Here is a 23,162-nt window from a genome sequence, read left to right as displayed (position 1 = left end):
ACAAAAAGATGAAGTTCAGCCAGCCTCGTTAAGAATCAAACTCCGATAATGCCCCGGATTCGACCCAGACCACTTACGAAACGCTTTATAAAAAGAACTCACATCCGCAAAGCCCAGCCGCACGGCAATTTCGGCAAAGCTGATCTGCGGTTCGGCCAGCCAGACAATTGCCAATTCCTTGCGCACGCTGTCTTTGAGGCCCTGGTACGTCTGCCCCTCCTCGGCCAGACGGCGACGCAAGGTGGATGCGGAGATGCACAGACTGGCGGCCAGGGCTTCGGTTTCCGGCCAGGTGTCGGGGGGCAGTTGGCGCAGGTCGTGTTTGATGCGGGTGGCCAGGCTCTCGGGGTCGCGGTATTTGACCAGGATGTTCGCGGGAGCGTGGGCGAGGAAGCGCTGAAGCTCCTGGGGGCTGCGTTTGATCGGCAGGTCCAGGCAGTCGGCGGAGAAGATCATGCGCGTGCGTGGCCGATCGAAGCGCAGGTTGTCGGAGAACATCACGCGGTAGTCGTCGCAGAAATCCGGCGGCGGGCAACGCAGTTCGATGGCCAAGATCGGAATGCGGCGCCCGGCCAGCCAACAAGCGACGCCGTGCACGATCATCCAGTAGGTGAAATAGGTGAACGCCCGACGCGGCTCGGTCTCGGGCTCCAGCAGGACGATTTCCGCCAGGCTTTGTTGGCGTACCAGTTGCGCGGGTAGATGCTCCAGCATCAGCGAGAGAAACCCCAGGCCGGTTTCCAGGCCGGCAGCCAATGTGGGTTGCGCCATGCAGGCGCGGCACAGAAACGCCAGGCTGCCTGACTTGAGCTTGCGCGGGTCCATACCGAAGAACTCGTCGTCCGAGCGCCTGGCCAGCAGCCGCCACAGCCGTGCATAGGTGGTGGCCGACACTCGTGCATCGGGCTGCGCCAGCAGCGCTGGGTCGATGCCAACCTTGGTCAGCACCTGTGCGCTGGCCGCTCCGGGGGGGCAGCTTTGCAGCAGCGCTTCGCGCACAAGGTGCAGGGAGATGGTGTCTTTTTCGGACATGGGGCTTCAGGCGATCCGACAGCTGTTGAGGTGGCCTGCATCATAAGGGTCGCGAGGATTCGTCACCACCGTTCAGCGAGCGTTCAGCTAATGTCAATATTTGCTGTTTAGCAATGAGTATCATTATGCTACAACTTAGCTTCCTATCTAGTTACCTTGTGGTGCGCGATGCTTGTCCCCTTTCTCATCATGCTGCGCGAAGGCATCGAAGCAGCGTTGATCGTTGGCATCATCGCCAGTTACCTGCAGCAGACCGGTCGTGGTCAATGGATGCCGGCGGTGTGGATCGGGGTTTTCCTCGCTGCGGCCCTGGCACTGCTGGTGGGCGGTGGTCTGGAATTGATGAGCGCCGAGTTTCCGCAGAAACAACAGGAGCTGTTTGAAGGCATCGTCGGCCTGGTCGCCGTAGGCATTCTCAGTTCCATGGTGTTCTGGATGCGCAAGGTGGCCCGCTCCATCAAGCATTCGTTGCATGCCTCCCTCGATCAGGCGCTGACCGGCTCGAAACACCAGGTCACCGCGCTGATCCTCATGGTGTTTTTCGCCGTGGCCCGTGAAGGTTTGGAGACGGTGTTTTTCCTGCTGGCGGTGTTCCAGCAGAGCGAAGGCCCGGGCGCGCCGATCGGTGCACTGCTCGGGCTGGTACTGGCGATCATTGTGGGTTTCCTGATTTATACCGGCAGCATGCGCCTGAACCTGGCAGCGTTTTTCCGCTGGACCGGGCTGTTTATCCTGGTGGTCGCCGCTGGCATCCTCGCCAACTCGGTGCAGGCCCTGCATGAAGCCGGGGTGTGGAATCACCTGCAAACCGTGCTGTTCGATTTCAGCACTGCCTTGCCGATGGACAGCCCGCTCGGCTCGGTGCTCGCCGGCATGTTCGGTTATCAGGAAGCACCGACCGTGAGCACCCTGGGCGCCTATCTGATTTACCTGGTGGTAGCGCTGGTGATGTTCTTCCTGCCCGCCGCCGCGGCCAAACCGGTCGCCGCGCCCTCTTCCGTTTCCAGCCAGTAAGGACCGTCTCTTGACCAACCCAACGCCTCAACCCGCCTCGCCACCCCGAGCCCTGCGCTGGGCGGTGGCCGGCTCGGTGGTCGTGATGATCGCCGCCGGCGGCCTGTTCTACTACGCTTCGCAACTGGCCGCCGCCAAGCGCCAGACCCACAGCAATGAAATTGCAGTGACCATCCATGCCCACGCCTGCGAACCCAATGCGCTGACCGTGCCCGCCGGGCCGGCGAGTTTTCGGATCATCAACCGTTCCGACCGGGCGGTGGAATGGGAAATCCTCGACGGCGTGCTGGTGGTCGAGGAGCGCGAGAACATCGCCCCCGGCTTGAGCCAAGTGATCAATGCCAACCTGCAACCCGGCGACTACGCAATTACTTGCGGCCTGCTGAGCAATCCACGGGGCACTTTGCATGTAACGCCAACCGCCGAATCCGAAGCCCAGGCCAAAGCCAAGCCGTCGATGGTGGCCTTTATCGGCCCGCTGTCGGAGTTCCGGGTGTACTTGAGTAGCCAGGGCAGCGCGCTGATCAAGGCCGTAACCGCACTGCAACAGGCCATCGACGCCGGCGACCTGACGCAGGCACAGGCGTTGTATGCCACCGCTCGCGTGGCCTATCAGGGTTTGGCCCCGGCCGCACAACGCCTGGCTGAACTCGATAATGCAATCAATGCGCGGGCCGATTATTTCGAAAGACGCGAACAAGACCCAGCCTTCAGCGGCTTCCATCGCATTGAGTACAGCCTGTTCCAGCAACGCAGCCTCGACGGCCTGGCGCCGGTAGCGCAGCGCCTGCTCAGTGACGTCACCACCCTCAAGCAGCAATTGCTGGCCCAGTCGCTGCCGCCCGAGCAATTGTTCGGCATCGTGGTGCGCAACCTCAACAGCCTGGCGGATGTACGTGCGCTCAGCGGTGAGGAGGAACGCTACAGCCATTTGGACCTGAATGGCTTCGCCGCCAACCTGGCCGCCGCTCACAAGGTGGTCGAGCTGATGCGTCCACTGCTGGAAAAATCCGCCGCCGACCTGCTGCCCAAGGTCGATATCGCCCTCGGCGCATTCGACAGTCAGTTGGACAGTATGAAAGTCGACGGCCAGTACCGCCGCTACGACAGCGTCACCGACGGTCAGCGCAAGCAGATCGCTGACAAGGCCAAGGCTCTGGCCGCCGTACTCGATGGAATCGACCCCGCCCTCGGCCTTTCCGGCCTGCAGTGAAGACAACCGCCCCATGAGTGATTCAGAACAGCTTAACCTTCAGCGTCGCCGTGTCCTGCTGGGCATGGCCGCCACTGGCGCGGCGATTGCCGGCAGCAGCTTGACCTGCCCGGCCATGGCCGCCGCTGCGGAACAAGTCACCACCGCGCCGCGCAGTGACAAGACCCAGGACCACCACGATTTTTACGGCCAGCATCAGACAGGCATCGTCACCCCGCGCCCGGCCTGCGGCATGCTAGTGGCCTTCGATGTATTGGCCAGCGATCGCCAAGACCTGGAACGCCTGTTCCGCACCCTGAACGAGCGTATCCATTTCCTGATGACCGGTGGCCCGGTGGCCCAAGTCGACCCGAAATTGCCACCCACCGATTCCGGGATTCTGGGCCCGGTGGTCACGCCGGATAACCTGACCATCACTGTGTCGGTGGGTGAATCGCTGTTCGACGAACGCTTCGGCCTCGCCGCCGCCAAGCCCAAGCGTCTGATCCGTATGGTGGGGTTTCCCAACGATGCGCTGGAGCCGGCGCAGTGCCATGGCGACCTCAGCCTGCAATTCAGCTCCAACACGCCGGACACCAATATCCATGCCCTGCGCGACATCGTGAAGAACTTGCCGGACTTGCTGCTGGTGCGCTGGAAACAGGAAGGCAGCGTGCCGCCCCAGGCCCCTGCCCGCCCCGGCGAGCCGGCGCAGAGCGCGCGTAACTTCCTGGGTTTCCGGGATGGTTCGGCCAACCCCGACTCCAATAACGACCAAGCCATGAACCAGATCGTGTGGGTGCAGCCCGGTAGCGATGAACCGGCCTGGGCCGCCCATGGCAGTTACCAGGCGGTGCGCATCATCCGCAACTTCGTCGAACGCTGGGACCGCACGCCCCTGCAGGAACAAGAAAGCATCATCGGCCGCATCAAAACCACCGGCGCGCCAATGGACGGCCACAAAGAAACCCAGGTGCCCGACTACAGCAAAGACCCGGAAGGCAAGCTGACCAAGCTCGATGCCCATATCCGCCTGGCCAACCCGCGCACCCCGCAGACCCAGGCCAACCTGATCCTGCGCCGGCCATTCAACTACTCCAACGGCGTCAATAAGAACGGTCAGTTGGACATGGGGCTGCTGTTCATCTGCTACCAGGCCGACCTGGAAAAAGGCTTTATCAGCGTGCAGACCCGACTCAACGGCGAACCCCTGGAGGAATACCTCAAGCCGGTCGGCGGCGGGTATTTCTTCACCTTGCCGGGGGTCAGCGGGCCCCAGGATTTCCTCGGCCGCACGCTGCTTGCTGCCACGCACCCACGCACCTCTGCCAATACCTGAAACCCACCCCCACAGCGGAAACTGTCCCATGAAGAAGTCGACTCTCGCGTTGTCGTTGTTGCTGACCCTCTCGCCCCTGGCCGCCTTCGCCGCCACCGCACCGCTGGACCTGGTCGGGCCGGTGTCGGACTACAAGATTTATGTCACCGAAGAGATCGGTGAACTGGTGACCCAAACCCAGGCCTTTACCGACGCGATCAACAAAGGCGACCTGGCCACCGCCAAGAAGCTCTATGCGCCTACCCGCGTGCACTACGAGTCCATCGAGCCGATTGCCGAGTTGTTCAGCGACCTCGACGCCTCCATCGACTCCCGCGTCGACGATCACGAAAAAGGCGTAACCGCCGAAGACTTCACCGGCTTCCACCGCATCGAGTACGCGCTGTTCTCGCAGAACTCGACTCAGGGCCTGGAGACGCTGACCGCCAAGCTCAACACCGATGTCAATGACCTCAAGACCCGCGTGGACGGCCTGACCTTCCCGCCGGAAAAAGTCGTCGGCGGTGCCGCCGCGCTGTTGGAGGAAGTCGCCGCCACCAAGATCTCCGGCGAAGAAGATCGCTACAGCCACACCGACCTGTATGACTTCCAGGGCAATATCGACGGCGCGAAAAAAATCGTCGACCTGTTCCGCGGCCAGATCGAGAAGCAGGACAAGGCCTTCCTGGCCAAAGTCGATAAAAACTTCGCCACCGTGAACAAGGTGCTGGCCAAGTACAAAACCAAAGACGGCGGCTTCGAGACCTACGACAAGGTCAAGGACAGCGACCGTAAAGCGCTGGTGGGTCCGGTCAACACCCTCGCTGAAGACCTGTCCATGCTGCGCGGCAAGCTGGGCCTGAACTGAGGATCAGCACTCACGGGGTGGCATCGGCGACAAACCCGCTCAGGGGCGTGCCAACCGGCCGCCCATTGAGCGGGTCCAAGGCATACCAGTGACCACCGTAGCGCACGCTTTGAACCTCGGCCCCTCGGTATCCGCCTGTGCGGCTCCCCACGGGCGACTGACCGCCGGGCTCCTGCCGGTCGACCTGCCCGGCCGCGATAATCAAGTAACTGCGCAGTTTTTCTTCGGCCGTAAGCAAGTGCGGAGCGACTTTGCTCGAACTCTTCGCTCCGTGCAGGATCAGCTTGGGCACGTTAAATAAGCCTTTGGTCGCCGCCCGGATCATCTGCGGGTAGCCATCCAGCGGATTCAGCGCGGCATTGGCGAACAGCCCCGAATGCTTGAGAAAATCAAATGCGCGATCACTGAAGGTGGCCGCCGGTTTGACCCTGGCTGATGTCGACACCATGGGGCTTACCGAGGCCGTCAAACGCCTGGCAATCCCCTTCAAAGGCTTGAATGCCAGGGCTTTGGCTGAGCGAATCAACCCCCGCGCCGGGCCCGCTGCACCGATGGCCACCCCGACGGTGTCCACCGCCAGGTTGGCCAAGCCGCTGCCGATATTGCCGGCTTTGAATTCCTGATAGGCACCGACAAAGGGCACGAAGCCCAGCAAAAAATTGTGCGCACGGGTGCGTGCTTCGCGACGGCGTTCCAACGGCACTTGTTCGGTCGCCCTTTGCAGCAAGGCGTCTGGAGACTCGTAAAAATTCCCCTGCGCGATCGCCTCCACGATGCGCGCGGTTTTGCGCGAGCCGTAAGTGTTCGGCACATAGTTCAGCAGGGTGTAGCTGGCCGGTAAAGCGCTGGCGGCGAACGGCGCGCCCAGTTGCTCGATGATCATGGCCTCCGAGGCAACGTCCGACCTCGGTGCCGTTCCCAGGGTATAGGCGTCGGCATCGAACGGGACCGGCGTGCCACGGTTGACTGGCAAGTGCACATGACCATGCGGGGTGGGAAAGCGCTCGTGCTTGATCAGCCCCCCCAGTATCAGATCCTGTGGCAAGTCGGTGCGTCGCACGACGTTGCCGTTGGCAAACAGCTCGTAATACGTGACTTGGTTGTTATGCTCCAGGCGCATCACCGTGCCTTGGCGACCGCGCTGTGCCAGCCTGCTGCTCGCCGTTTCGCGGGCCTGGGTGGTGCCGGTTTCCCCGCGTAAGGTGAACAGCTCGACAGTGCCGAGCTCCAGCGCTTGTCGATCCGCCAGCGGCAACTCGGCAAGCATCAGCTTCAAGCGGGTGGCATAGGCGTTCTGCAACGCGTGCCGATGCCGGTCGACCGCGCTCTTGAGCAGCCCATCCAATGCGGGCAAGCGCCGAATACGTTGATCCAACTGAGCGCGTGCCTCAGGGGAAGCCTGCGGGGCCTGGCCCTGCTGATAAGGGGTGCTGCCGCTTCGGTAAGTACCACGTAAATCGCTGCTCAGCGCCCACTTGCCCGGTGTCAGATCGCCGGTCATATACGCCTCAATGATCGGACGCGTCCTGGGTTCGCCCGACGCCATGTTGCGACGCTCCGAAGCCTCGGCGATGTGTACGGTCATGGCCTCCAGACCCGCCGGGGTAGTGTCCGGAAAGACCCGCAGCAGCTCCTTAATGGCCAGCGTCCTGCGGGTAGGCAGCTCGGCGCTCGCGTCGGTGAAGGCAAGGCTGGCCTCTTCGCGCTGTTTGAAGAACGCTTCGGAGGCGATCTGGATATCCGTACGAGAATATTCTCCATCGCTGCGCAAACGGACGACCCCATTGAGCACGCCCCAATCGGCCATGATTTTCAACGCTGACAATTGCATCAACTCGGCCTGGGCATCGCTGGTGGGGCCCAGCGTGGTGAGGTGGGTGACCTGCTCTTCATTCATCGCCCGGGACGTGCCGGGTGCATGTTGATCGGCCATCGCACAGCCCAGACGCAACTCCATCCAGGCCGGCGTACCGATGTGCACCGTGCCCGGCACATCTTTGACCAGAAATTCCGGTGCTGCCTGGGCCAAGCCCAGGTGTGCCGCCAGCGCGGCCAACTTGGGGTCGACGCCCTTGTGCGCGATCAGATGCTGTTCGATGTCGCGGCGCACGGCACTGAATGTGCGCCCCATGTTCGCCGGTTGGTACACCGAATACCCGGCCACATGCCCAGGCTTGTCCGTAGCGTCGATACCGGCGTGCAACTTGATCGCCGCCACCACCAACTGTTGGCACACCGTTTTGGGCAATTCATAGCCTGCGCCGCTCGCGCCAAACCAATTCAGCGCTCTGGCCAATTGCTCGCCAAACGCCAATGCCTCGGGGCTTTCAAGCAGCGCGGTCAAATGGGCCTGGGGGTCGGTGTGCAGTGCCTGTGGGGTGCTGTGCACCAGTGCACTGAAACCTCTGGCGCTGCTGCCGCCCAAGCGGGCTTGCGCAAGATCGTTCAGGGCGAGGCGATCTTCGGGCGTCAGGGTGCCGGGGGCCCACTCGCGGCGCATCAGGCCGTTGTAATCGCCGAGTGGCGGTGCCGGCGGCAAGTACGTACGCAACCACTGGATGACATTGCGGGTTTCGCCGGCAGTTGCCATCGAGCCCAGCCCCAGGTATTCGACCAGTTGGCGCACGTCATAGCGGGGAGTGGAATAAACCGCACCGCCCAAGGGTTCGCTGAGCCCGACCAACGCCTGGCGCTCTGCCTCCAGGGCGGGGTGCTGTTCGACATAACGGGTGAGATCGACCCAACCCCACACTGGGCTCAGACGCTCCAGCCTGCCCTCGGTTATCCGAAACGGCTTGCCGGGCCAGTCAAAGCCTTCGCGTTCGAGCAGCGCCGTCATGTCCGATTGCGCCACCAGGCGCTGCAGGCGCTCGCGGGCGGCCTGGCTGGCGTCGCCCAAGGTTAACGCCGGGCTCACTTCGCAGGGGTGTTCGGACCATTGCATGGGCGTGGCGTCAGGCCAATCTCCCAGGGCCGCCTCCAGTGTGTCCGCCAAGTAGCGACGCTGCTCGATCTGACCGATCACCCGCGAAGCGCTGTCCACATCGCCGACGTGAAAGCCATGGCGGGTTTTCGCTTGCTCGACCACCGCCAACGGCACCCACCCGTCGTCCTCACCCATAAAGGTCAGGCCTTTATCGCCGGGGTCCAGCAGGTGCAACAGCGGGCGCAGGCTGGCCGAGGCCTCTAACCACCCCGACGCGTCGGTGTAGGTAAACCTGACGGCACTGCGCACACCCTCGCGGGTCACGAACCCTTCGATAAAGTCGTGATGCAGGGTCAGCGTGGCGGTTTCCAGCCCCTGGTCGTTGAGCCAGGTTTGCAACGGCGGTTGGTTCAGCAGGTGCCGGTACACCGCCAGCGCAGGGGTCAGCGTGCTGCCCTCAGGCACCTCGACCATGCCGTGGCCGCTTTGCGTGGCTGACGTGAGGCGTTGTTCCAGCAGCGTGTCGGCAGCCGCCACGCCGTTGCTGGGGACCGGTTTGCGGGTCCAGGGATAACTGAGTACGGGGCTTGAATCAGCGGTTGAGCGTCGAGCTCGCGACAGCGTGGGGGAAGGCGTTAAAGCGGACGGACGATCCGCCATGGGAACAAAGCTACTGGGCACCTCGTAAAAAGCACCTGACGCGATCTTCGACATATCCACGCTCGCTCTGAGAACAGTGAGCAGCTATGTAAGAACAGCGTCGGGCGCCTGGATGTAAGCCTGATCCGACGACCGCCCGATGGAGCATTGCCGATAGTTTCAGGCGACTTACAAAATGCGATACAGCAGACGCTCAATCCGCACCCGGCTCACACGGCGCAGGAATTTGCCGACCGCTGCCGGATAATCCGGCAGCGTCTGCAATTGCGTGTAAGCCTCGATCCGCGTGGTGTGCTGAAAGATCTGCTCCAGTTCAGCCTGGCGCGGCGCGAGCCATTGGCCCTGGGGATCGTCGATCAGCAGAGCGTTTTCCAAATCGAGCCGGAACGCCCGGGGGTTGAGGTTGTTGCCCGTCAGCAAGGTGTAACGCTCGTCGATCCACATACCTTTGAGGTGGTAGGTGTTGTCGCCGTCGCGCCACAGGTGCAGGTTTAACTGGCCGCTGTCGATGTTGCGCTGATGGCGCTTGGCAAAGCGGCGCAGGCTGATTTCATACAGGTATGGCAGCGCTGCGATCACCTTGAATGGCTCGCTGGGCGGAATGTAGAAATCGTTGGCGGTCTTGTCGCCGACAATGATGTCAATCTTCACCCCACGGGCCAGGGCACGGTTGATTTCCCGGGTGACGGGCAGTGGCAGGTTGAAGTACGGCGTGCAGATAGTCAGTTGCTGCTGGGCGCTGGCGATCAGTTCCAGGATCACCCGGCTCAACGGGTTGTTCTTGCCGACGCCCAGCAACGGGCTGACCGACAACTGGCCATTGGGCAACTGCCCCGCCGTGGTGTCGTAGGTGGCGTGCTTGAGGCGGCTGCGCAGGTCGCCGATGTCGTTGCGCAGGCTGCGGGTAGTCGGCGGGTTCGGCAGGTCGAGGCGATGCACGGCCTTGGACGCCACCAGCCCATGTTCCACCAGATGCTGCATGGAGTCGGCGAGCGCCGGGCTGTGGATCAGGTGGTAGCGGTCGAAGCGATACTTGTCGAATTTGTGCAGGTACACATTGTTCAGGCTGGCACCGCTGTAGAGCACCGTGTCATCGATCACGAAGCCCTTGAGGTGCAGCACACCGAACAGCTCGCGGGTCTGCACTGGCACACCGTATACCGGCACCTCAGTGCTGTGACGCTGAGTCATTTCCTGGTACCAGGCGCTGTTGCCCGGCTGCTTGCCGGCGCCGATCAGCCCGCGCTGGGCACGCAGCCAGTCGACCACCACCACGATCTCGAGCTCCGGCCGTGCGGCCTTGGCGGCGTGCAAGGCGTCGTAGATCTCCTGTCCTGCTTCGTCCTGCTGCAAGTACAGCGCAACGATGTAGATACGCCGCGTGGCCTGGGGGATTTTCTCCAGCAGGCAACGGCGAAACGCCGCAGCGCCGGACAGCACCTCAATCGCCTCGGGAGTGAGTGGAAAACCGCGCAGTTTGGGCAACAGGGAGCGTTTGAAGAACGACGGCATAAGGCTCGCAAAGGGTCGAATCCGAAGAGGTCCCGAGCTTACACCATGAAGATGCTCAGGTCTCGCAGTGACAGATGGAAAAAATTAATTGACCAAGGAGAATGATCGTTCTACTGTTCGCCCTATGAACGAAATCATCAGTAATGAAACCCGCGACATTATCCTCGACGTCACCGAGAAGTTGATCTATCGCCATGGCATTGCCGCCACCGGCATGGACTTTCTGGTAAAAACCGCCGGCGTCTCGAGAAAAAGTATTTATCGCTACTTCGCTAATAAAGACGAATTGGTGATCGCCGCGCTACAACGTCGCGATGCGCGCTGGCTCCAATGGCTGCGCAGCGAAGTGGAGCGCCAGGCCGAAAGCGGCGAGCGCCTGCTGGCGCTGTTCAGCGCGCTCAAGGCCTGGTTTGGCTCTGAGGACTTTCGCGGCTGCGCCTTTATCAACACCAGCGGCGAGACTGGCGACCCGCACAACCCAGTCCGCCTGCTGGCCAAAGCTCATAAACAGAAACTGTTCGATTACGTACTCGAACTGTGTCAAGCACATGGCACCCCCGACCCCGAGCGGCAGGCCGCGCACCTGCTGATCCTGATCGATGGCGCCATTACCGTTGCCCTGGTAATGGGCGATTCAACGGCTGCCGATAATGCGCAATGCATGGCGCGAACGTTATTGGGACTGTGAACGCACAGGCTGAGCAACTTTCGATAAACCTTAATGAGTTAAAGGAGTCGCAGCATGTCATCTACAGAACAACCGCGCCCGCCCCTGCCGCCGTTTACCCGCGAGTCGGCGATCGAGAAAGTACGCCTGGCCGAAGACGGCTGGAACTCCCGGGACGCAGAACGCGTTTCCCTGGCCTACACCCTGGACACCCAATGGCGCAACCGCGCCGAGTTCGCTCACAACCGCGAAGAAGCCAAAGGTTTTCTGACACGCAAATGGGCCAAAGAACTGGACTATCGACTGATCAAGGAATTATGGGCGTTTACCGATAACCGCATCGCCGTGCGTTACGCCTATGAGTGGCACGACGATTCCGGTAACTGGTTCCGCTCCTACGGCAACGAGAACTGGGAGTTCGACGAGAATGGCTTGATGGCCCATCGGTTTGCCTGCATCAACGACATGCCGATCAAGGAAAGCGAGCGCAAGTTCCACTGGCCGCTGGGTCGCCGGCCGGATGAACATCCCGGCTTGTCGGCGCTGGGCCTGTAAACCTCACCCGCGTAAAGAGGTGGGAGTGGGCTACCCCGCTCCCACCGACGGCTCAACCTTGTCAATCCGGATTCAGCCCCACCCGGTACAACACGCCCTCTTCCTCATCCGTCAGCACGTACAGATAGCCATCCGGTCCTTGCCGCACATCGCGAATTCGCGCTTTCAAGCCACCGAGCAAGCGCTCCTCATGCACCACCTTATCGCCCTCGAACTGCAAGCGAATCAGCTCCTGACTGGCCAGCGCACCAATAAATACGTTGTGCTGCCACGGCTTGAAGCGATCGGCGTCGTAGAACGCCATGCCGCTGATACCCGGTGATTTTTCCCACACATGGCGCGGCGCGACGGTGCCTTCGACAGTCTTGCCTTTGGCTTCGGGAATCGGCGTCAGCGAATAGTTGATGCCATGGGTTGCCAGTGGCCAACCGTAGTTCTTGCCGCGTTCGATGACATTGATCTCATCGCCGCCACGGGGGCCGTGCTCGTTTTCCCACAGCGTGCCGCTCCACGGATTCAGCGCCAGGCCTTGAGGGTTGCGTTGGCCGTAGGACCAGATCTCCGACCGTACACCTTCCTGACCGACGAACGGGTTGTCATCCGGCACGCGGCCATCCGGATAGATGCGCACGACCTTGCCTTGCAATTTGTCCAGATCCTGGGCGGTGGGTCGGTCGTTGTTTTCGCCGAGGGTCACGAACAGGTAGCCGTCACGGTCAAACGCCAGGCGCGAACCGAAGTGGTTACCGGTGGAGAGCTTGGGTTCCTGGCGCAGGATCACCTGAAAGTCGGTCAGGCCGCTCAGGTCGGCGGCCAAACGTCCGCGCCCGACCGCCGTGCCGGCTGTCCCGCCCTTGCCGCCGCCTTCGGCGTAAGACAAATACACCATGCGGTCTTGCTTGAAGTCCGGGGACAGCACCACATCCAGCAGACCGCCCTGCCCCTTGGCCCACACCTGCGGCACACCGCTTAACGGCGCTGACAGCTTGCCGTCTGCACTGACGACCCTCAGGTGCCCCGGCCGCTCGGTTACCAGAAAGCCTTGCTGGTCCGGCAGGAATGCCACCGCCCATGGGTGATCCAGCCCTTGGGCTACAGGCGTGGCCGTGATACTGCCTTGTTCACTGGGGAACTGTTGAGCCCCGGCGGCATGCGCCGCAATCGAGGGCAACAGGGTCGATGCGCACAGCGCAGCCAGCAGGGTTTTGCGTAGCAACATAAGACAGGTCCTTACCGGCGATTGCCGTTGGCATCATACGTGGGGGCTTTGGTTTCAGTGGCCGGGCGGCTGGGGGCGGCCTGACGCTGCGGATAACGGTTGCCGATGCCGCCGTTTTCCAGCGTCGGCGTACGCGGGGTCGGCACAGTCTGAATACCGCGCGTCGCCGAGGCATTGGGCTGGGTGCCCTGCATGCTGTTAGGGTTGGCCCGGTGAATCGGGCTGTTGTTGCTATTGCTTCGCCCGGGCAGGTCTAGCGCCTGGGCCAGGGGTATCAGGGCCAGGCCCAACACCAGCAATGCGAGATAACGCCTGCAACTGATCATAAGCAAACCTCTCTGAAACGAGCTGTACGTGCTTTCGATGGCACGCTACGCCCTGGGTTCGCCTTTGGTAACTAAATTGTTTCTGATCAGGTGTAACACGATCTGTCCACGTATCCGCCCGGCGAAACTTTTCGCGCCGCCGCCGAGTCACCAGAACACTGCTTCTTCTCAAGGAATCGCACTTATGCCACGGGCAATCTGGAAAGGCGCAATCAGTTTCGGCTTGGTTCATATCCCGGTGTCGCTGGTCTCGGCCACGTCCCATCAGGGCGTGGATTTCGACTGGCTGGACAAGCGCAGCATGGACCCGGTGGGCTACAAGCGCATCAACAAAACCACGGGCAAGGAAGTCACCAAAGAGAACATCGTCAAGGGAGTGGCCTATGAGAAAGGCCGCTATGTGGTGCTCAGCGAAGACGAGATCCGCTCTGCCCACCCCAAGTCGACCCAGACCATCGAGATCATCGCCTTCGTCGCCAGCGAGCAGATCCCCCTGCAAAATATCGACACGCCGTACTTTCTGGCGCCGGACAAACGCGGCGGCAAGGTCTATGCCCTGCTGCGCGAAACCCTGAAAAAAACCGGCAAGGTGGCCCTGGCCAATGTAGTGCTGCACACCAAACAACACCTGGCAGCATTGATGCCCCTGGAATCGGCGCTGGTGCTGGTGATGCTGCGATGGCCCGCCGAGGTGCGCGGCCTGGATGAGCTGGAGCTGGGCAGCGAGGTGACCAAACCCAGCCTGGCCAAGGGCGAGCTGGACATGGCCAAGCGCCTGGTGGAAGACATGAGCGCTGACTGGCAGCCCGAGGAATACCGCGACAGCTTTCAGGAAAAGATCATGGCTCTGGTGGAGAAAAAAGCCAAAGCCGGCAAGATCGAGGACGTGGAATCCCAGGAAGGCGAGGACGAGCGCAAGTCTGCAGACGTGATCGACCTGACCGAACTGCTCAAACGCAGCCTGGCCGGTAAGCCTGCGGCGAAAAAACCGGCGGCGAAAAAGTCTTCGAAAAAAGCCTCTTGAACCTGCCATAGGATGGAGCCCCCATGGCCAAACCGTTGAGTGAATACAACCGCAAACGTGACTTCCAGATCACCGCCGAACCGTCGGGCAGTGCGCCGGCCGGAAAAAAAGCCAAGGCATCGGCGCTGTCGTTTGTGATCCAGAAGCACGACGCACGCCACCTTCACTATGATTTCCGCTTGGAGCTGGACGGCGTCCTCAAGAGCTGGGCGGTGCCTAAAGGCCCGAGCCTGGACCCGAGCCAGAAGCGCCTCGCGGTGCACGTTGAAGACCACCCGCTGAGCTATGGCAGCTTCGAAGGCAGCATCCCGGCAGGCCAGTACGGCGCCGGGGACGTGATCGTGTGGGACCGCGGCGTCTGGCAACCTCACGATGACCCGCATCAGGCGTATGCCGCCGGCAAACTCAAGTTCACCCTGGTCGGCGAAAAACTCAGCGGCGATTGGACGCTGGTGCGTACTCGCCTCAAGGGCAGCGGCGACAAGCAACAATGGCTGCTGATCAAGGAGAAAGACGCCCAGGCCCGCCCCGCCACGGAGTTCGACATCGTGCAGGCCCAGCCGGACAGCGTGCTCAGCGACGCCTCAGTGGGCCAACCGCCGCCAGAGAAACCCAAAGCCAAAGCTCGTAGCAAAAAAGCGGCCTCCGCCAGCGCCCTTCCCGAGCAGTTCACCCCGCAATTGGCCACGCTGGTGGAGCGCGCGCCCGAAGGCGATTGGCAGTATGAAATCAAGTTCGATGGCTACCGCATTCTGGCGCGTATCCGCGACGGCGAGGTGCGCCTGTTTACCCGCAACGGCCATGACTGGACCGAGCGTCTGCCGCGTCAAGCCAAGGCGCTGCAAGCTCTTAAGCTCAAGGACAGCTGGTTAGATGGCGAGGTCGTCAGCCTCAATAGTGACGGGCTCCCGGATTTCCAGGCTTTGCAGAACGCTTTCGATATCGGCCGCAGCCTCGATATCGTCTATTACCTGTTCGACGCGCCCTTCCTCAATGGCCAGGATCAGCGAGAAGCTCCAGTGGAACAGCGCCGCGCAGCCCTCAAGGCCGCGCTGCGCGGTAGCCGAAGCAAGCTGCTGCGCTTCTCCGAGGCCTTCGCTGCCAACCACCGGGATATCTTCGAAAGTGTTTGCGACTTGGCCTTGGAAGGCGTGATTGGCAAACGCGTGGGCAGCCCCTATGTATCGCGGCGCAGCAACGATTGGGTCAAACTCAAATGCCGCTTGCGCCAGGAATTCGTGATTGTTGGCTACACCCGCCCTCAAGGCTCGCGCAGCGGGTTCGGCGCGTTGCTGCTGGCGGTCAACGAGGATAGCGGGTTGGTGTACGCCGGCCGGGTGGGCACAGGGTTCGATCAGGCCGCGTTGAAGACCATCTACGGGCAGTTGAAACCTCTGGAGCGCAACACATCGCCGCTGCAAAAGCCGTTGACCAGCGCCCAGGCGCGCGGCGTTCATTGGGTGGAACCGACACTGGTCGGTGAAGTGCAGTTTGCAGAATGGACCCGCGAAGGCGTGGTGCGCCAGGCCGCTTTTGTGGGGATGCGCACCGATAAGCCAGCCGAGCAGATCGTGCATGAGGTGCCGCGCAAAGCCCAATTCGCACCACCCGCGACGAACCCAGTCGGGGTCAAAATCAGCCACCCCGACCGCGTCATCGACCCCCAGAGCGGCACGCAGAAACAACAACTGGCGCAGTTCTACGAGAGCATCAGCCCGTGGATTCTGCCCTTTCTGCAGCGACGCCCGGTATCACTGCTCAGGGCACCTGAGGGCGTCGACGGCGAACAGTTTTTCCAGAAACACGCTGAGCACCTGGCTATCCCCCACATTACGCAGCTGGACCCGGCGCTGGACCCAGGTCACGCGCGGCTGATGGAAATCGACAGCGTGCAGGCGCTGGTAGGCGCCGTGCAAATGGGCACCATCGAGTTGCATACCTGGGGCTCCACCTCGGACAAAATCGAAACCCCGGACTTGTTTGTGCTCGACCTCGACCCGGACCCTGCATTGCCGTGGAAAACCATGGTGGAAGCGGCTCAACTGACGTTGTCCGTATTGGATGAGCTGGGACTGGATGCCTTCGTTAAAACCAGCGGTGGCAAAGGGCTGCACCTGGTGGTGCCGTTGGCGCGACGCGACGGGTGGGACACGGTCAAGGCATTTGCCAAGGCCCTGGCGCAGTTCATGACTCAGCAACTGCCCGAACGCTTTACCGCCACCTCCGGGCCGAAAAACCGGGTAGGCAAGATCTTTATCGATTACCTGCGCAACGCCCGAGGCGCCAGCACCGTGGCGGCCTACTCCGTGCGGGCACGACCAGGGCTGCCGGTGTCGGTACCGATCAGTCGCGAGGAATTGAAAGGCTTGCGCGGCGCGCAACAGTGGACAGTCGCCAATCTGTTGCAACGGGTGCAGGGGTTGAAGGCTGATCCCTGGGCGGGCTATGCCAACCGGCAGAAAATCACCCGCAAGATGTGGGACAAGTTGGGCGCCCGCCCACCGCAGTGAGGGGCGCCCGGCGGGTCAGATCAGGATGAAGATCAGCGCCAGCACCGCGAAAATCGCCCACTTTTCCAGGTAGTAACGCGTACGGTTGCGCTTTTTCAGTTCTTTGCCGCGCAGGCGGATCTTGTACAACCGCGTGAAAGCGCGGTTCAAGCCCCCGGTCTTGTCACCCGCGTCGTTGGGCGAGCCTGCCGCCGCCATCACATTACGGCTGAACCAACGGTTGAAAGCCGCCGCCCAGCGATATTTCATCGGCCTTTCAATGTCGCAGAACAAGATGATGCGGTTGTGCTGCGTGGTGTTCTCGGCGTAATGGATATAGGTCTCGTCGAACATCACCGGCTCACCGTCGCGCCAGTAATAGGCCTCGCCATCCACATTGATGTAGCAGCCCGGATCGTTCGGCGTGTCCAGCCCCAAGTGATAGCGATAAGAACCGGCATATGGATCACGGTGGCGCACCAGCTTGGAGCCTGGGGGCAGCTCGGCGAACATCGCCGCTTTGATCGAACCGATGCTTTGTACCAATTGAGTGGTGCGCGGGCACAGTTTCATCGCCGAAGGGTGACTGTCGCCGTACCACTTCAGGTAGAAGCGCTTCCAGCCCGACTTGAAGAAGGAGTTGAAACCAACGTCGTTGTATTGGTCCGAGCGCTTGATTTCCCCGGCTTGCAGCAGGTTCTGGGCCTCCTCACGGATTTCCTGCCAATGTTCCTGCAAGGGGCTCAGGTCGGGAAAGTCACTGGTCGCCAGGTAAGGCCGGCCGGGCAATTTGGAGAACAGATACAGAAAGCAGTTGATCGGCGCCAGAAAGGTCGAATGATCGCTGAGCTGGCGGCTCAGCTTGTGTCGCACCCGGCCACGCAGGTGTACATACGCGATGGAGGCAACGTAAAGAACAACAATGATGAGTTTCAAGGGATTTCGTCACACGTCAGAAGAGAACAGGCTGCTCCTGCGGGCCCACGACGGCCGAGGATGATAAGCAGCACCTGAAATCACAATTCACATAGTCGGCACGGCCGGCTGGAACTTCCGCCGGTTCATGCCCATCGGCCGTTATTTAGCCACAATATGTAACCAAAGGTTAACTAAGAATTGTGAAAAGCTGTCGAGTGACGGGTTTTGAGGGGGGCGGGCTTGCCGTAGGACAAGCCCTTGCGGGGTGGGCGTTACAACGGCAGTTCGTCGTCCTTGCGCTCACGGCGGGCGAAGCGGCCATCGTCCAACGCCGAGTACGCCACCGCCGGGCGCGGCGTCAACATAAAGTGCCGGAACAGCGCAATCAGCAAGCCCAGTACCAGGCCGCCTACCAGGCTCAAGGCAATCACCAAGGCTTTTTTCGGCTTGATCGGCGCCAGCGGTTCCTGGGCGCGACGGTCGATGGTAACCAGTTTGAGATTGCTCATATCAATATTCAGCCCGCGCAACCGCGCGACTTCCGCACGCAGCGGCTCTACATCTTGCAGGAAGATATCCTCGTTGCCACGCTTGCGCAGCACTTCGACTTCACGGTTCGCTTCCAGCATTTGCAGCTCTTTACCGATCTCGGCCACCCGTGGGTTGGTGAAGTCGTCACTGGTGCGTTGCTGCAAGGCCACGCGTTCGGCCTCGAGGGCTTCGGTGCCGAGGAAATACAGCGGAATTTTCTGGTTGTTGACCTCGGTGCGCATCACTTGGCCTGAGCCACTTCGACCGGCATCGGCCATGGAGGAAGGCGTGGTCGGGGTACGAATCCCCATCGATTTAGCGATGGCAATCGCCTCGGCCAGTTCGGCCAGGCGGTTGGTGCGCTCCATTTTCATCTGCAGGCGTAAAGCACTGAGCTCATCCTGCAATTGCGCGCGCTTGAGGCGGTCGGCTTCCAGCAGCTTGGCAATCTTGGACTCTTTATCGGTTTCGTAATTGGCGCGCGCTGCGTCAATCTTGCCTTTGAGTTCGTTGAGGCGGTTATTGACGATCACTTTGAGGTCAGCGCCCACCTGATCACGCTCAGCGGCGATGGCGTAGTCCACAAAACCGTTGAGGATCGCTACGCCGTCGATGTCGGCCGGGTATTGGAGTTCCAGGCGGATGTAACTGCTTAACGAGTCAGATTTTTTCGGGTCCGGCAGAATCAGGTTGACCGAGTTGCGGTTGAAGTCTTCAAAACTCTGCTCAAGGCTTTGCCCCGGCTTTTGGAACGCCGCGAACAGTTGTTCATGAGATTTGAAGAACCCCAGCCGCGCCTCGTAAGAGTCCAGTTGAGCCCCCACCTTGGACAACGCATCGGCCGGTGGCAGCTTATAGACTTCGGAGCGGTTGAGTGCATCCAGCTCGTTGATGGCCGCCGGGCGCAGTACGCTGCTCACTTCATAGGTCTTGGGCGCCAGAAATGCATACCCTGCTCCCAATACACCCGCCAGAATCGTGCAACCCACTACCAGCTTTTTTTGCCGCCAAATCGAGTGAAACAGTTCAAACAGGTCAATTTCGTCAGAAGAGGGAGACGCGTTAAGCGGGGAAGTTCGATTCAAAATGCAAGCCACCTTAAAATTGACACTAAAAAGCCATCACCGAAGTTCCGGATAACCCGGCAGCGCATCAGGGACAACGCCCTGAAACCTGGAGAACAGGCCCACCAATGGCGATCTGACCACTCAGTTTGTGGAAAAATCCCGCGCTATATAATTTCATTTCCGTTTCAACTAAATGAACATTCGCTCAACCGATACAGCCAACTGCCACATTGTTGTCACAAGAGTAGTCAAAAGAACGTTAAATAGCTGCTAGCGCAAGGAAAATTCTTTACCGCGCGTCTTGAGCGAGAAACATCCTACATACCAGCACCCTCTTCTAGTACCTCACTTAAAAGGACTTATCGATGCAATCTGCCGCTGACCCGGATCTTCACGCCCTGCAAGGGGCCTGGGAACAAATCTCGCTGGAAGACAACGGTGTGCTTGACCCTGTCGATGCACACACTGCGCCAGGGGCCATCACCACGATTGCCGGCAACGGTTTTGAAGTGAGGACCACCGAGGGCAATGTTTTGCTGGCTGGCCGGTTTTTCCTGGACAGTCGCACCGAGCCCAAGAGCATTACCTGGATCGACTCCATCGGTGAGGATGCCGGCAAGGCACTGCCTGCCAGCTATCGCCTGGAAGGAGACACCTTTGTGTTTATTGCAGCCGACGAACATATGCCCAGGCCCACCGTGTTCAAGACCGGGCCTGGACAGACCATGCGTACCTTCGTGCGGCGCCATTCTTAACGTGGCGTGGTTGGACGGTCTATAGGGTGAAACCTGCCAACGGCAGTGAATCCCTTAGCCTGCCCTGCGAAGCAGCGGCATCGTCCCAGTTGAACGCGAAACTAATCGCCGGGGCCGCAGGTCATTAACGCAATGAGCCCTCAGTCGTTGAGTGCCCCCTCCCGAAGAAACTGCCGTGGCTGATCATTCCGACTTGCGCAATACCCTGAGCCTGGACAGCCTGAACTTCTTCCTCGCGGATGTGCGTGACGGCCTTGGTCCCTACCTGGCGATTTATCTGCTGGCGGTGCACAAATGGGACCCGGCCAGCATCGGTGTGGTGATGACCCTCGCCGGCATCGCCGCCCTGCTCACTCAAGGCCCGGCGGGGGCGTTGATCGATCGCACCCGCAGCAAGCGCGCGGTAATCGCCGTTGCCGCGCTGTTGGTGACCGGCAGTTGCGTGCTATTGCCCTTCGTCAGTTCGTTCAGCCTGGTGGCGTTGACTCAGGCTGCCAGCGCGGTCGCGGCCTCGGTATTTGCACCTGCGATCTCGGCGATTTCCTTGGGAATCACCGGCCCCCGCGCCTTCACCCGCCGTACCGGGCGCAACGAAACCTTTAACCATGCCGGCAACGCCGTGGCCGCGCTGTTGGCCGGGGGCCTGGCTTACCTGTTCGGGCCAGTGGTGGTGTTCTACCTGATGGCGTTTATGGCGCTGGCCAGTATCGTCGCGGTCAGTTGCGTGTCGGCTGGGGCCATCGATCACGAGGTCGCCCGTGGCTTCGACCCCGCCCATCACCACGATCACGAGCAGCCGTCCGGCATCAAGGTGTTGCTGAGCAATCGGCCGCTGCTGCTGTTCGCGATTTGCTGCGCCCTCTTCCACCTGGCCAATGCCGCAATGCTGCCATTGGTCAGCCAGAAGCTTTCACAGATCAATCTGCACATGGCCACACCGCTGACCTCGGCCTGTATCGTCGCCGCGCAGGTGGTAATGGTGCCGATGGCCTGGCTGGTGGGTAGCAAGGCCGATGTATGGGGGCGCAAACCGTTGTTGATTCTGGGTTTTGTGATCCTGCCAGTACGTGGGGTGCTGTATACCTTGTCCAATGACCCCTACTGGCTGGTGGCGGTGCAAATGCTCGACGGCATTGGTGCGGGGATTTTCGGTGCGCTGTTCCCGGTTATCGTCAAAGACCTCACGCAAGGCACCGGACGCTTCAATGTGAGCCTGGGCGCGCTGTCCACGGTATTTGGCCTGGGCGCGGCGTTAAGCAACAGCCTGGCCGGCTTCGTCGTGCAACAGGCCGGCTACAACGCGGCGTTTCTGACCCTGGCGGGCGTGGCGGCCGTCGCGCTGGCGCTGTTATGGCTGGCGATGCCCGAGACTCTGGAAAAACCATCGTTCGAGCGCCATACAACTGTCGCCTGACATATGCGACAATGCGCGCCAAATTCCAACACACATCCCCCATTTTCTGCTCAGCGACCGGGTTTCGCGCCTCGATGTCGCTGTTGACGCATGCCTGGCGGCATCCGCTGCCACGCGCGCAACCCATTGATAGGTAAAGTAATTGATCTCCACAGCTAACATCACCATGCGGTATGAAACGCATTATGGTGATTACTGCTGATCAGTGTTTACTGGGTCAATTCGTCATGAGTAAGCAACAATAACGCACCGAAATGCACCCGTTGGTTCCAAGAATGGTCCCAACGGGCATAATTTCAGCTCATGCCGAAACTGCATAACCCTCCCACGGCGTCCTGCCGACCTGTATCAAATCCCAAGATTCAAACGGCTGCTAAGCTGGTGACTCAAAAGAGGAACAAGCATGCCGAATTCAGACCTACTCCCCTCCCTGGTTTCCAAGCTCTATGAAAATCAGCTGGCACTCGAAGCATCGATCATGGAGCTATCAAACTGGGTGGAGCAGCGCGGCTCCGCTGAGGTTGCTGCGAATGTACGCGGCGCACTGGACACGCTCAGTCACAATGAGGAATTCATCAAGCTCACATTGGCGGTGTTGATGTCGCCAGAGTGACGCCATACAGCTCGTCGCCTTGAATCGCATCAGTGGCAGAGCTGGATTACTGTATGCACATACAGTTAAAAACAAGCAGTCACTCACATGCCCCCTACAGAACAAAAAAAGGAATGGCTCGCCAAATGGCGGAGAATCCTCGACGACAACGCGTCCCGGATCGATAACCCCGAAGCTCATCGAATGATGTGCCGTTGGGAGACTCGTGACATGTTGGAGGCAGGGGTCATTGACGAGATAGAAAAATTCGAGATGGATGAGCTGGCCGACGCGGCTTACTGGCATGCCGTTGAAGAGCTGGTCACGACGCCCGCTGGGTACACGTATGGCGGCTACTATGACGTCATTCAACGAGAGACATCGGAGTGCGTCGGGCACATCCGAAGCAACACCTATTACTCAGTCATCAGCCCAGGTGCGGATGGGTTTGATGGAAAGGTATTTCGCGAAAAGAATGACTTGCGTTTGGTTTTCCGCAACGACAACCAGACTTGGCCGATAAATGGGTTAGTGCTTATCGCGCCATGTGGTGAGCTGTACGATCTGGTACAGACCGCACAATTTATCTACGGGAAGGTCTACCCAACGATATGCGATGCCGATATCTATCGTGCGCTGGTAGATTGCGCACAGGTCGCCCTGGAAATGCGTGATTTTGAGAGCTATCGCAAGGCTCGTCCTCTGCTGCTCTCCGCCAAGTTCAGCAAGTGTAGTGCCTGCCTGGACCGATTCGGCCAGCGCGAGGATTGCAGCAACTGCGCAGGTAACGGCTTCGTCAGTACAGCTGACACTCAGCCGACGTCGTCCGCATAACCAGCAACAGCCTCCTCGACCAGCTCGCGCCATTCTCCGCTGTCAATCACGCCTCGCTCCAGCATATTGTCGGCCAGTGCCAGGCGCGTTTCATAGCGATACTCGGGTCCGCCTGCCGTGAATTCGGCGTCATTGAGCAGCGCATGCCACGCTTCCATCTCGTTGACCTGCTGTATATCGGTTGTCATGACGATTCTCCGGTGCCGGTGTCTACAGTGTAGAGATCGGCCGGCGCGCGGCTGTTCATCA

20 protein-coding genes are annotated in these 23,162 nt (G+C 60.5%); 12 read left to right on the top strand and 8 right to left on the bottom strand.

Going from position 1 to position 23,162, the window contains the following annotated elements:
• Window positions 1-15: 15 nt before the first annotated feature.
• Window positions 16-1,032 (bottom strand): AraC family transcriptional regulator, encoded by a 1,017-nt coding sequence (locus tag HRH33_RS13315; RefSeq protein WP_167418290.1) that lies wholly within the window; start codon window positions 1,030-1,032, stop codon window positions 16-18.
• A 168-nt stretch (window positions 1,033-1,200) separates the two neighbouring features.
• Between HRH33_RS13315 and efeU the strand changes: the two genes are divergently transcribed.
• The 4 genes from efeU to efeO (HRH33_RS13295) are packed head-to-tail and all read left to right on the top strand — an operon-like array spanning window position 1,201 to window position 5,424.
• Window positions 1,201-2,046 carry an iron uptake transporter permease EfeU gene (gene efeU, locus HRH33_RS13310; RefSeq protein ID WP_034138187.1) on the top strand — a complete coding sequence of 282 codons (846 nt, stop codon included), beginning with the start codon at window positions 1,201-1,203 and terminating at the stop codon, window positions 2,044-2,046.
• A 10-nt stretch (window positions 2,047-2,056) separates the two neighbouring features.
• Entirely contained in the window at window positions 2,057-3,259 is a 1,203-nt protein-coding gene (gene efeO, locus HRH33_RS13305; RefSeq protein WP_167418291.1) for an iron uptake system protein EfeO, read from the top strand.
• A gap of 13 nt (window positions 3,260-3,272) precedes the next feature.
• A complete protein-coding gene (gene efeB / locus HRH33_RS13300; protein WP_167418292.1) occupies window positions 3,273-4,577 on the top strand; it encodes an iron uptake transporter deferrochelatase/peroxidase subunit in 1,305 nt (434 codons plus the stop codon).
• A 28-nt stretch (window positions 4,578-4,605) separates the two neighbouring features.
• A complete protein-coding gene (efeO, locus tag HRH33_RS13295; RefSeq protein WP_167418293.1) occupies window positions 4,606-5,424 on the top strand; it encodes an iron uptake system protein EfeO in 819 nt (272 codons plus the stop codon).
• A 10-nt stretch (window positions 5,425-5,434) separates the two neighbouring features.
• Here the strand turns inward: efeO (HRH33_RS13295) and HRH33_RS13290 are convergent, their stop codons facing one another.
• Complete coding sequence (locus HRH33_RS13290; protein ID WP_167418294.1) at window positions 5,435-8,887, bottom strand: hypothetical protein; 3,453 nt, start codon at window positions 8,885-8,887, stop codon at window positions 5,435-5,437.
• A gap of 291 nt (window positions 8,888-9,178) precedes the next feature.
• Complete coding sequence (gene pssA, locus HRH33_RS13285) at window positions 9,179-10,522, bottom strand: CDP-diacylglycerol--serine O-phosphatidyltransferase (RefSeq protein WP_034138191.1); 1,344 nt, start codon at window positions 10,520-10,522, stop codon at window positions 9,179-9,181.
• Between the two features lie 124 nt (window positions 10,523-10,646).
• Between pssA and HRH33_RS13280 the strand changes: the two genes are divergently transcribed.
• Both HRH33_RS13280 and HRH33_RS13275 read left to right on the top strand, forming a co-directional pair.
• Window positions 10,647-11,210 carry a TetR/AcrR family transcriptional regulator gene (locus HRH33_RS13280; RefSeq protein ID WP_167418295.1) on the top strand — a complete coding sequence of 188 codons (564 nt, stop codon included), beginning with the start codon at window positions 10,647-10,649 and terminating at the stop codon, window positions 11,208-11,210.
• A 54-nt stretch (window positions 11,211-11,264) separates the two neighbouring features.
• Complete coding sequence (locus tag HRH33_RS13275; RefSeq protein ID WP_034113550.1) at window positions 11,265-11,744, top strand: nuclear transport factor 2 family protein; 480 nt, start codon at window positions 11,265-11,267, stop codon at window positions 11,742-11,744.
• 61 nt (window positions 11,745-11,805) lie between these two features.
• On the opposite strand, the gene HRH33_RS13270 is transcribed toward HRH33_RS13275, so the two are convergent.
• On the bottom strand, window positions 11,806-12,963 hold the full coding sequence (locus tag HRH33_RS13270; protein ID WP_167418296.1) for a PQQ-dependent sugar dehydrogenase: 1,158 nt from the start codon (window positions 12,961-12,963) through the stop codon (window positions 11,806-11,808).
• Window positions 12,964-12,974: 11 nt separating this feature from the next.
• Window positions 12,975-13,289, bottom strand: a complete 315-nt coding sequence (locus tag HRH33_RS13265; protein WP_167418297.1) for a hypothetical protein — start codon at window positions 13,287-13,289, stop codon at window positions 12,975-12,977.
• 184 nt (window positions 13,290-13,473) lie between these two features.
• Between HRH33_RS13265 and ku the strand changes: the two genes are divergently transcribed.
• Both ku and ligD read left to right on the top strand, forming a co-directional pair.
• Complete coding sequence (gene ku, locus HRH33_RS13260) at window positions 13,474-14,313, top strand: non-homologous end joining protein Ku (RefSeq protein ID WP_034138195.1); 840 nt, start codon at window positions 13,474-13,476, stop codon at window positions 14,311-14,313.
• Between the two features lie 23 nt (window positions 14,314-14,336).
• On the top strand, window positions 14,337-16,823 hold the full coding sequence (gene ligD, locus HRH33_RS13255) for a DNA ligase D (protein WP_167418298.1): 2,487 nt from the start codon (window positions 14,337-14,339) through the stop codon (window positions 16,821-16,823).
• A 15-nt stretch (window positions 16,824-16,838) separates the two neighbouring features.
• Here ligD and lpxO read toward each other — a convergent pair whose 3' ends face one another.
• Together lpxO and HRH33_RS13245 are read right to left on the bottom strand one after the other, a co-directional pair.
• Window positions 16,839-17,738, bottom strand: coding sequence for a lipid A hydroxylase LpxO (gene lpxO, locus HRH33_RS13250; RefSeq protein WP_034113541.1), 900 nt, complete (start codon window positions 17,736-17,738; stop codon window positions 16,839-16,841).
• A gap of 254 nt (window positions 17,739-17,992) precedes the next feature.
• Entirely contained in the window at window positions 17,993-19,336 is a 1,344-nt protein-coding gene (locus HRH33_RS13245; RefSeq protein WP_094065588.1) for a Wzz/FepE/Etk N-terminal domain-containing protein, read from the bottom strand.
• A 347-nt stretch (window positions 19,337-19,683) separates the two neighbouring features.
• On the opposite strand from HRH33_RS13245, the gene HRH33_RS13240 reads away from it, so the two are divergent.
• The 4 genes from HRH33_RS13240 (at window position 19,684) to HRH33_RS13225 (ending at window position 22,913) form a co-directional block, all read left to right on the top strand.
• Window positions 19,684-20,073, top strand: coding sequence for a TIGR03067 domain-containing protein (locus HRH33_RS13240; protein WP_034138198.1), 390 nt, complete (start codon window positions 19,684-19,686; stop codon window positions 20,071-20,073).
• A gap of 175 nt (window positions 20,074-20,248) precedes the next feature.
• Complete coding sequence (locus tag HRH33_RS13235; RefSeq protein WP_034138199.1) at window positions 20,249-21,487, top strand: MFS transporter; 1,239 nt, start codon at window positions 20,249-20,251, stop codon at window positions 21,485-21,487.
• A 403-nt stretch (window positions 21,488-21,890) separates the two neighbouring features.
• On the top strand, window positions 21,891-22,100 hold the full coding sequence (locus HRH33_RS13230) for a hypothetical protein (protein WP_034097568.1): 210 nt from the start codon (window positions 21,891-21,893) through the stop codon (window positions 22,098-22,100).
• Between the two features lie 87 nt (window positions 22,101-22,187).
• The gene (locus HRH33_RS13225) at window positions 22,188-22,913 is read left to right on the top strand and encodes a hypothetical protein (protein WP_173603511.1); all 726 of its coding nucleotides are present in this window, start codon (window positions 22,188-22,190) and stop codon (window positions 22,911-22,913) included.
• Here the strand turns inward: HRH33_RS13225 and HRH33_RS13220 are convergent.
• The gene (locus tag HRH33_RS13220; protein WP_123479056.1) at window positions 22,892-23,101 is read right to left on the bottom strand and encodes a hypothetical protein; all 210 of its coding nucleotides are present in this window, start codon (window positions 23,099-23,101) and stop codon (window positions 22,892-22,894) included. The two genes, HRH33_RS13225 and HRH33_RS13220, sit on opposite strands and share 22 nt — an antisense overlap.
• Window positions 23,102-23,162 lie beyond the last annotated feature (61 nt).

It is taken from the genome of Pseudomonas rhodesiae, assembly GCF_013285305.1.
In the GTDB taxonomy this organism is placed as follows: domain Bacteria; phylum Pseudomonadota; class Gammaproteobacteria; order Pseudomonadales; family Pseudomonadaceae; genus Aquipseudomonas; species Aquipseudomonas rhodesiae.
Note: the sequence above shows the minus strand (reverse complement) of the source record. Positions and strands in the feature narration are given on the sequence as shown.

Coding starts and splice junctions, on each gene's coding strand:
- HRH33_RS13230 (WP_034097568.1), top strand. CDS start 21,891: ATGCCGAATTCAGACCTACTCCCCTCCCTGGTTTCCAAGCTCTATGAA.
- efeO (WP_167418293.1), top strand. CDS start 4,606: ATGAAGAAGTCGACTCTCGCGTTGTCGTTGTTGCTGACCCTCTCGCCC.
- HRH33_RS13265 (WP_167418297.1), bottom strand. CDS start 13,289: ATGATCAGTTGCAGGCGTTATCTCGCATTGCTGGTGTTGGGCCTGGCC.
- HRH33_RS13240 (WP_034138198.1), top strand. CDS start 19,684: ATGCAATCTGCCGCTGACCCGGATCTTCACGCCCTGCAAGGGGCCTGG.
- HRH33_RS13275 (WP_034113550.1), top strand. CDS start 11,265: ATGTCATCTACAGAACAACCGCGCCCGCCCCTGCCGCCGTTTACCCGC.
- ku (WP_034138195.1), top strand. CDS start 13,474: ATGCCACGGGCAATCTGGAAAGGCGCAATCAGTTTCGGCTTGGTTCAT.
- HRH33_RS13220 (WP_123479056.1), bottom strand. CDS start 23,101: ATGACAACCGATATACAGCAGGTCAACGAGATGGAAGCGTGGCATGCG.
- pssA (WP_034138191.1), bottom strand. CDS start 10,522: ATGCCGTCGTTCTTCAAACGCTCCCTGTTGCCCAAACTGCGCGGTTTT.
- HRH33_RS13225 (WP_173603511.1), top strand. CDS start 22,188: ATGCCCCCTACAGAACAAAAAAAGGAATGGCTCGCCAAATGGCGGAGA.
- HRH33_RS13315 (WP_167418290.1), bottom strand. CDS start 1,032: ATGTCCGAAAAAGACACCATCTCCCTGCACCTTGTGCGCGAAGCGCTG.
- efeB (WP_167418292.1), top strand. CDS start 3,273: ATGAGTGATTCAGAACAGCTTAACCTTCAGCGTCGCCGTGTCCTGCTG.
- ligD (WP_167418298.1), top strand. CDS start 14,337: ATGGCCAAACCGTTGAGTGAATACAACCGCAAACGTGACTTCCAGATC.
- HRH33_RS13280 (WP_167418295.1), top strand. CDS start 10,647: ATGAACGAAATCATCAGTAATGAAACCCGCGACATTATCCTCGACGTC.
- efeU (WP_034138187.1), top strand. CDS start 1,201: ATGCTTGTCCCCTTTCTCATCATGCTGCGCGAAGGCATCGAAGCAGCG.
- HRH33_RS13270 (WP_167418296.1), bottom strand. CDS start 12,963: ATGTTGCTACGCAAAACCCTGCTGGCTGCGCTGTGCGCATCGACCCTG.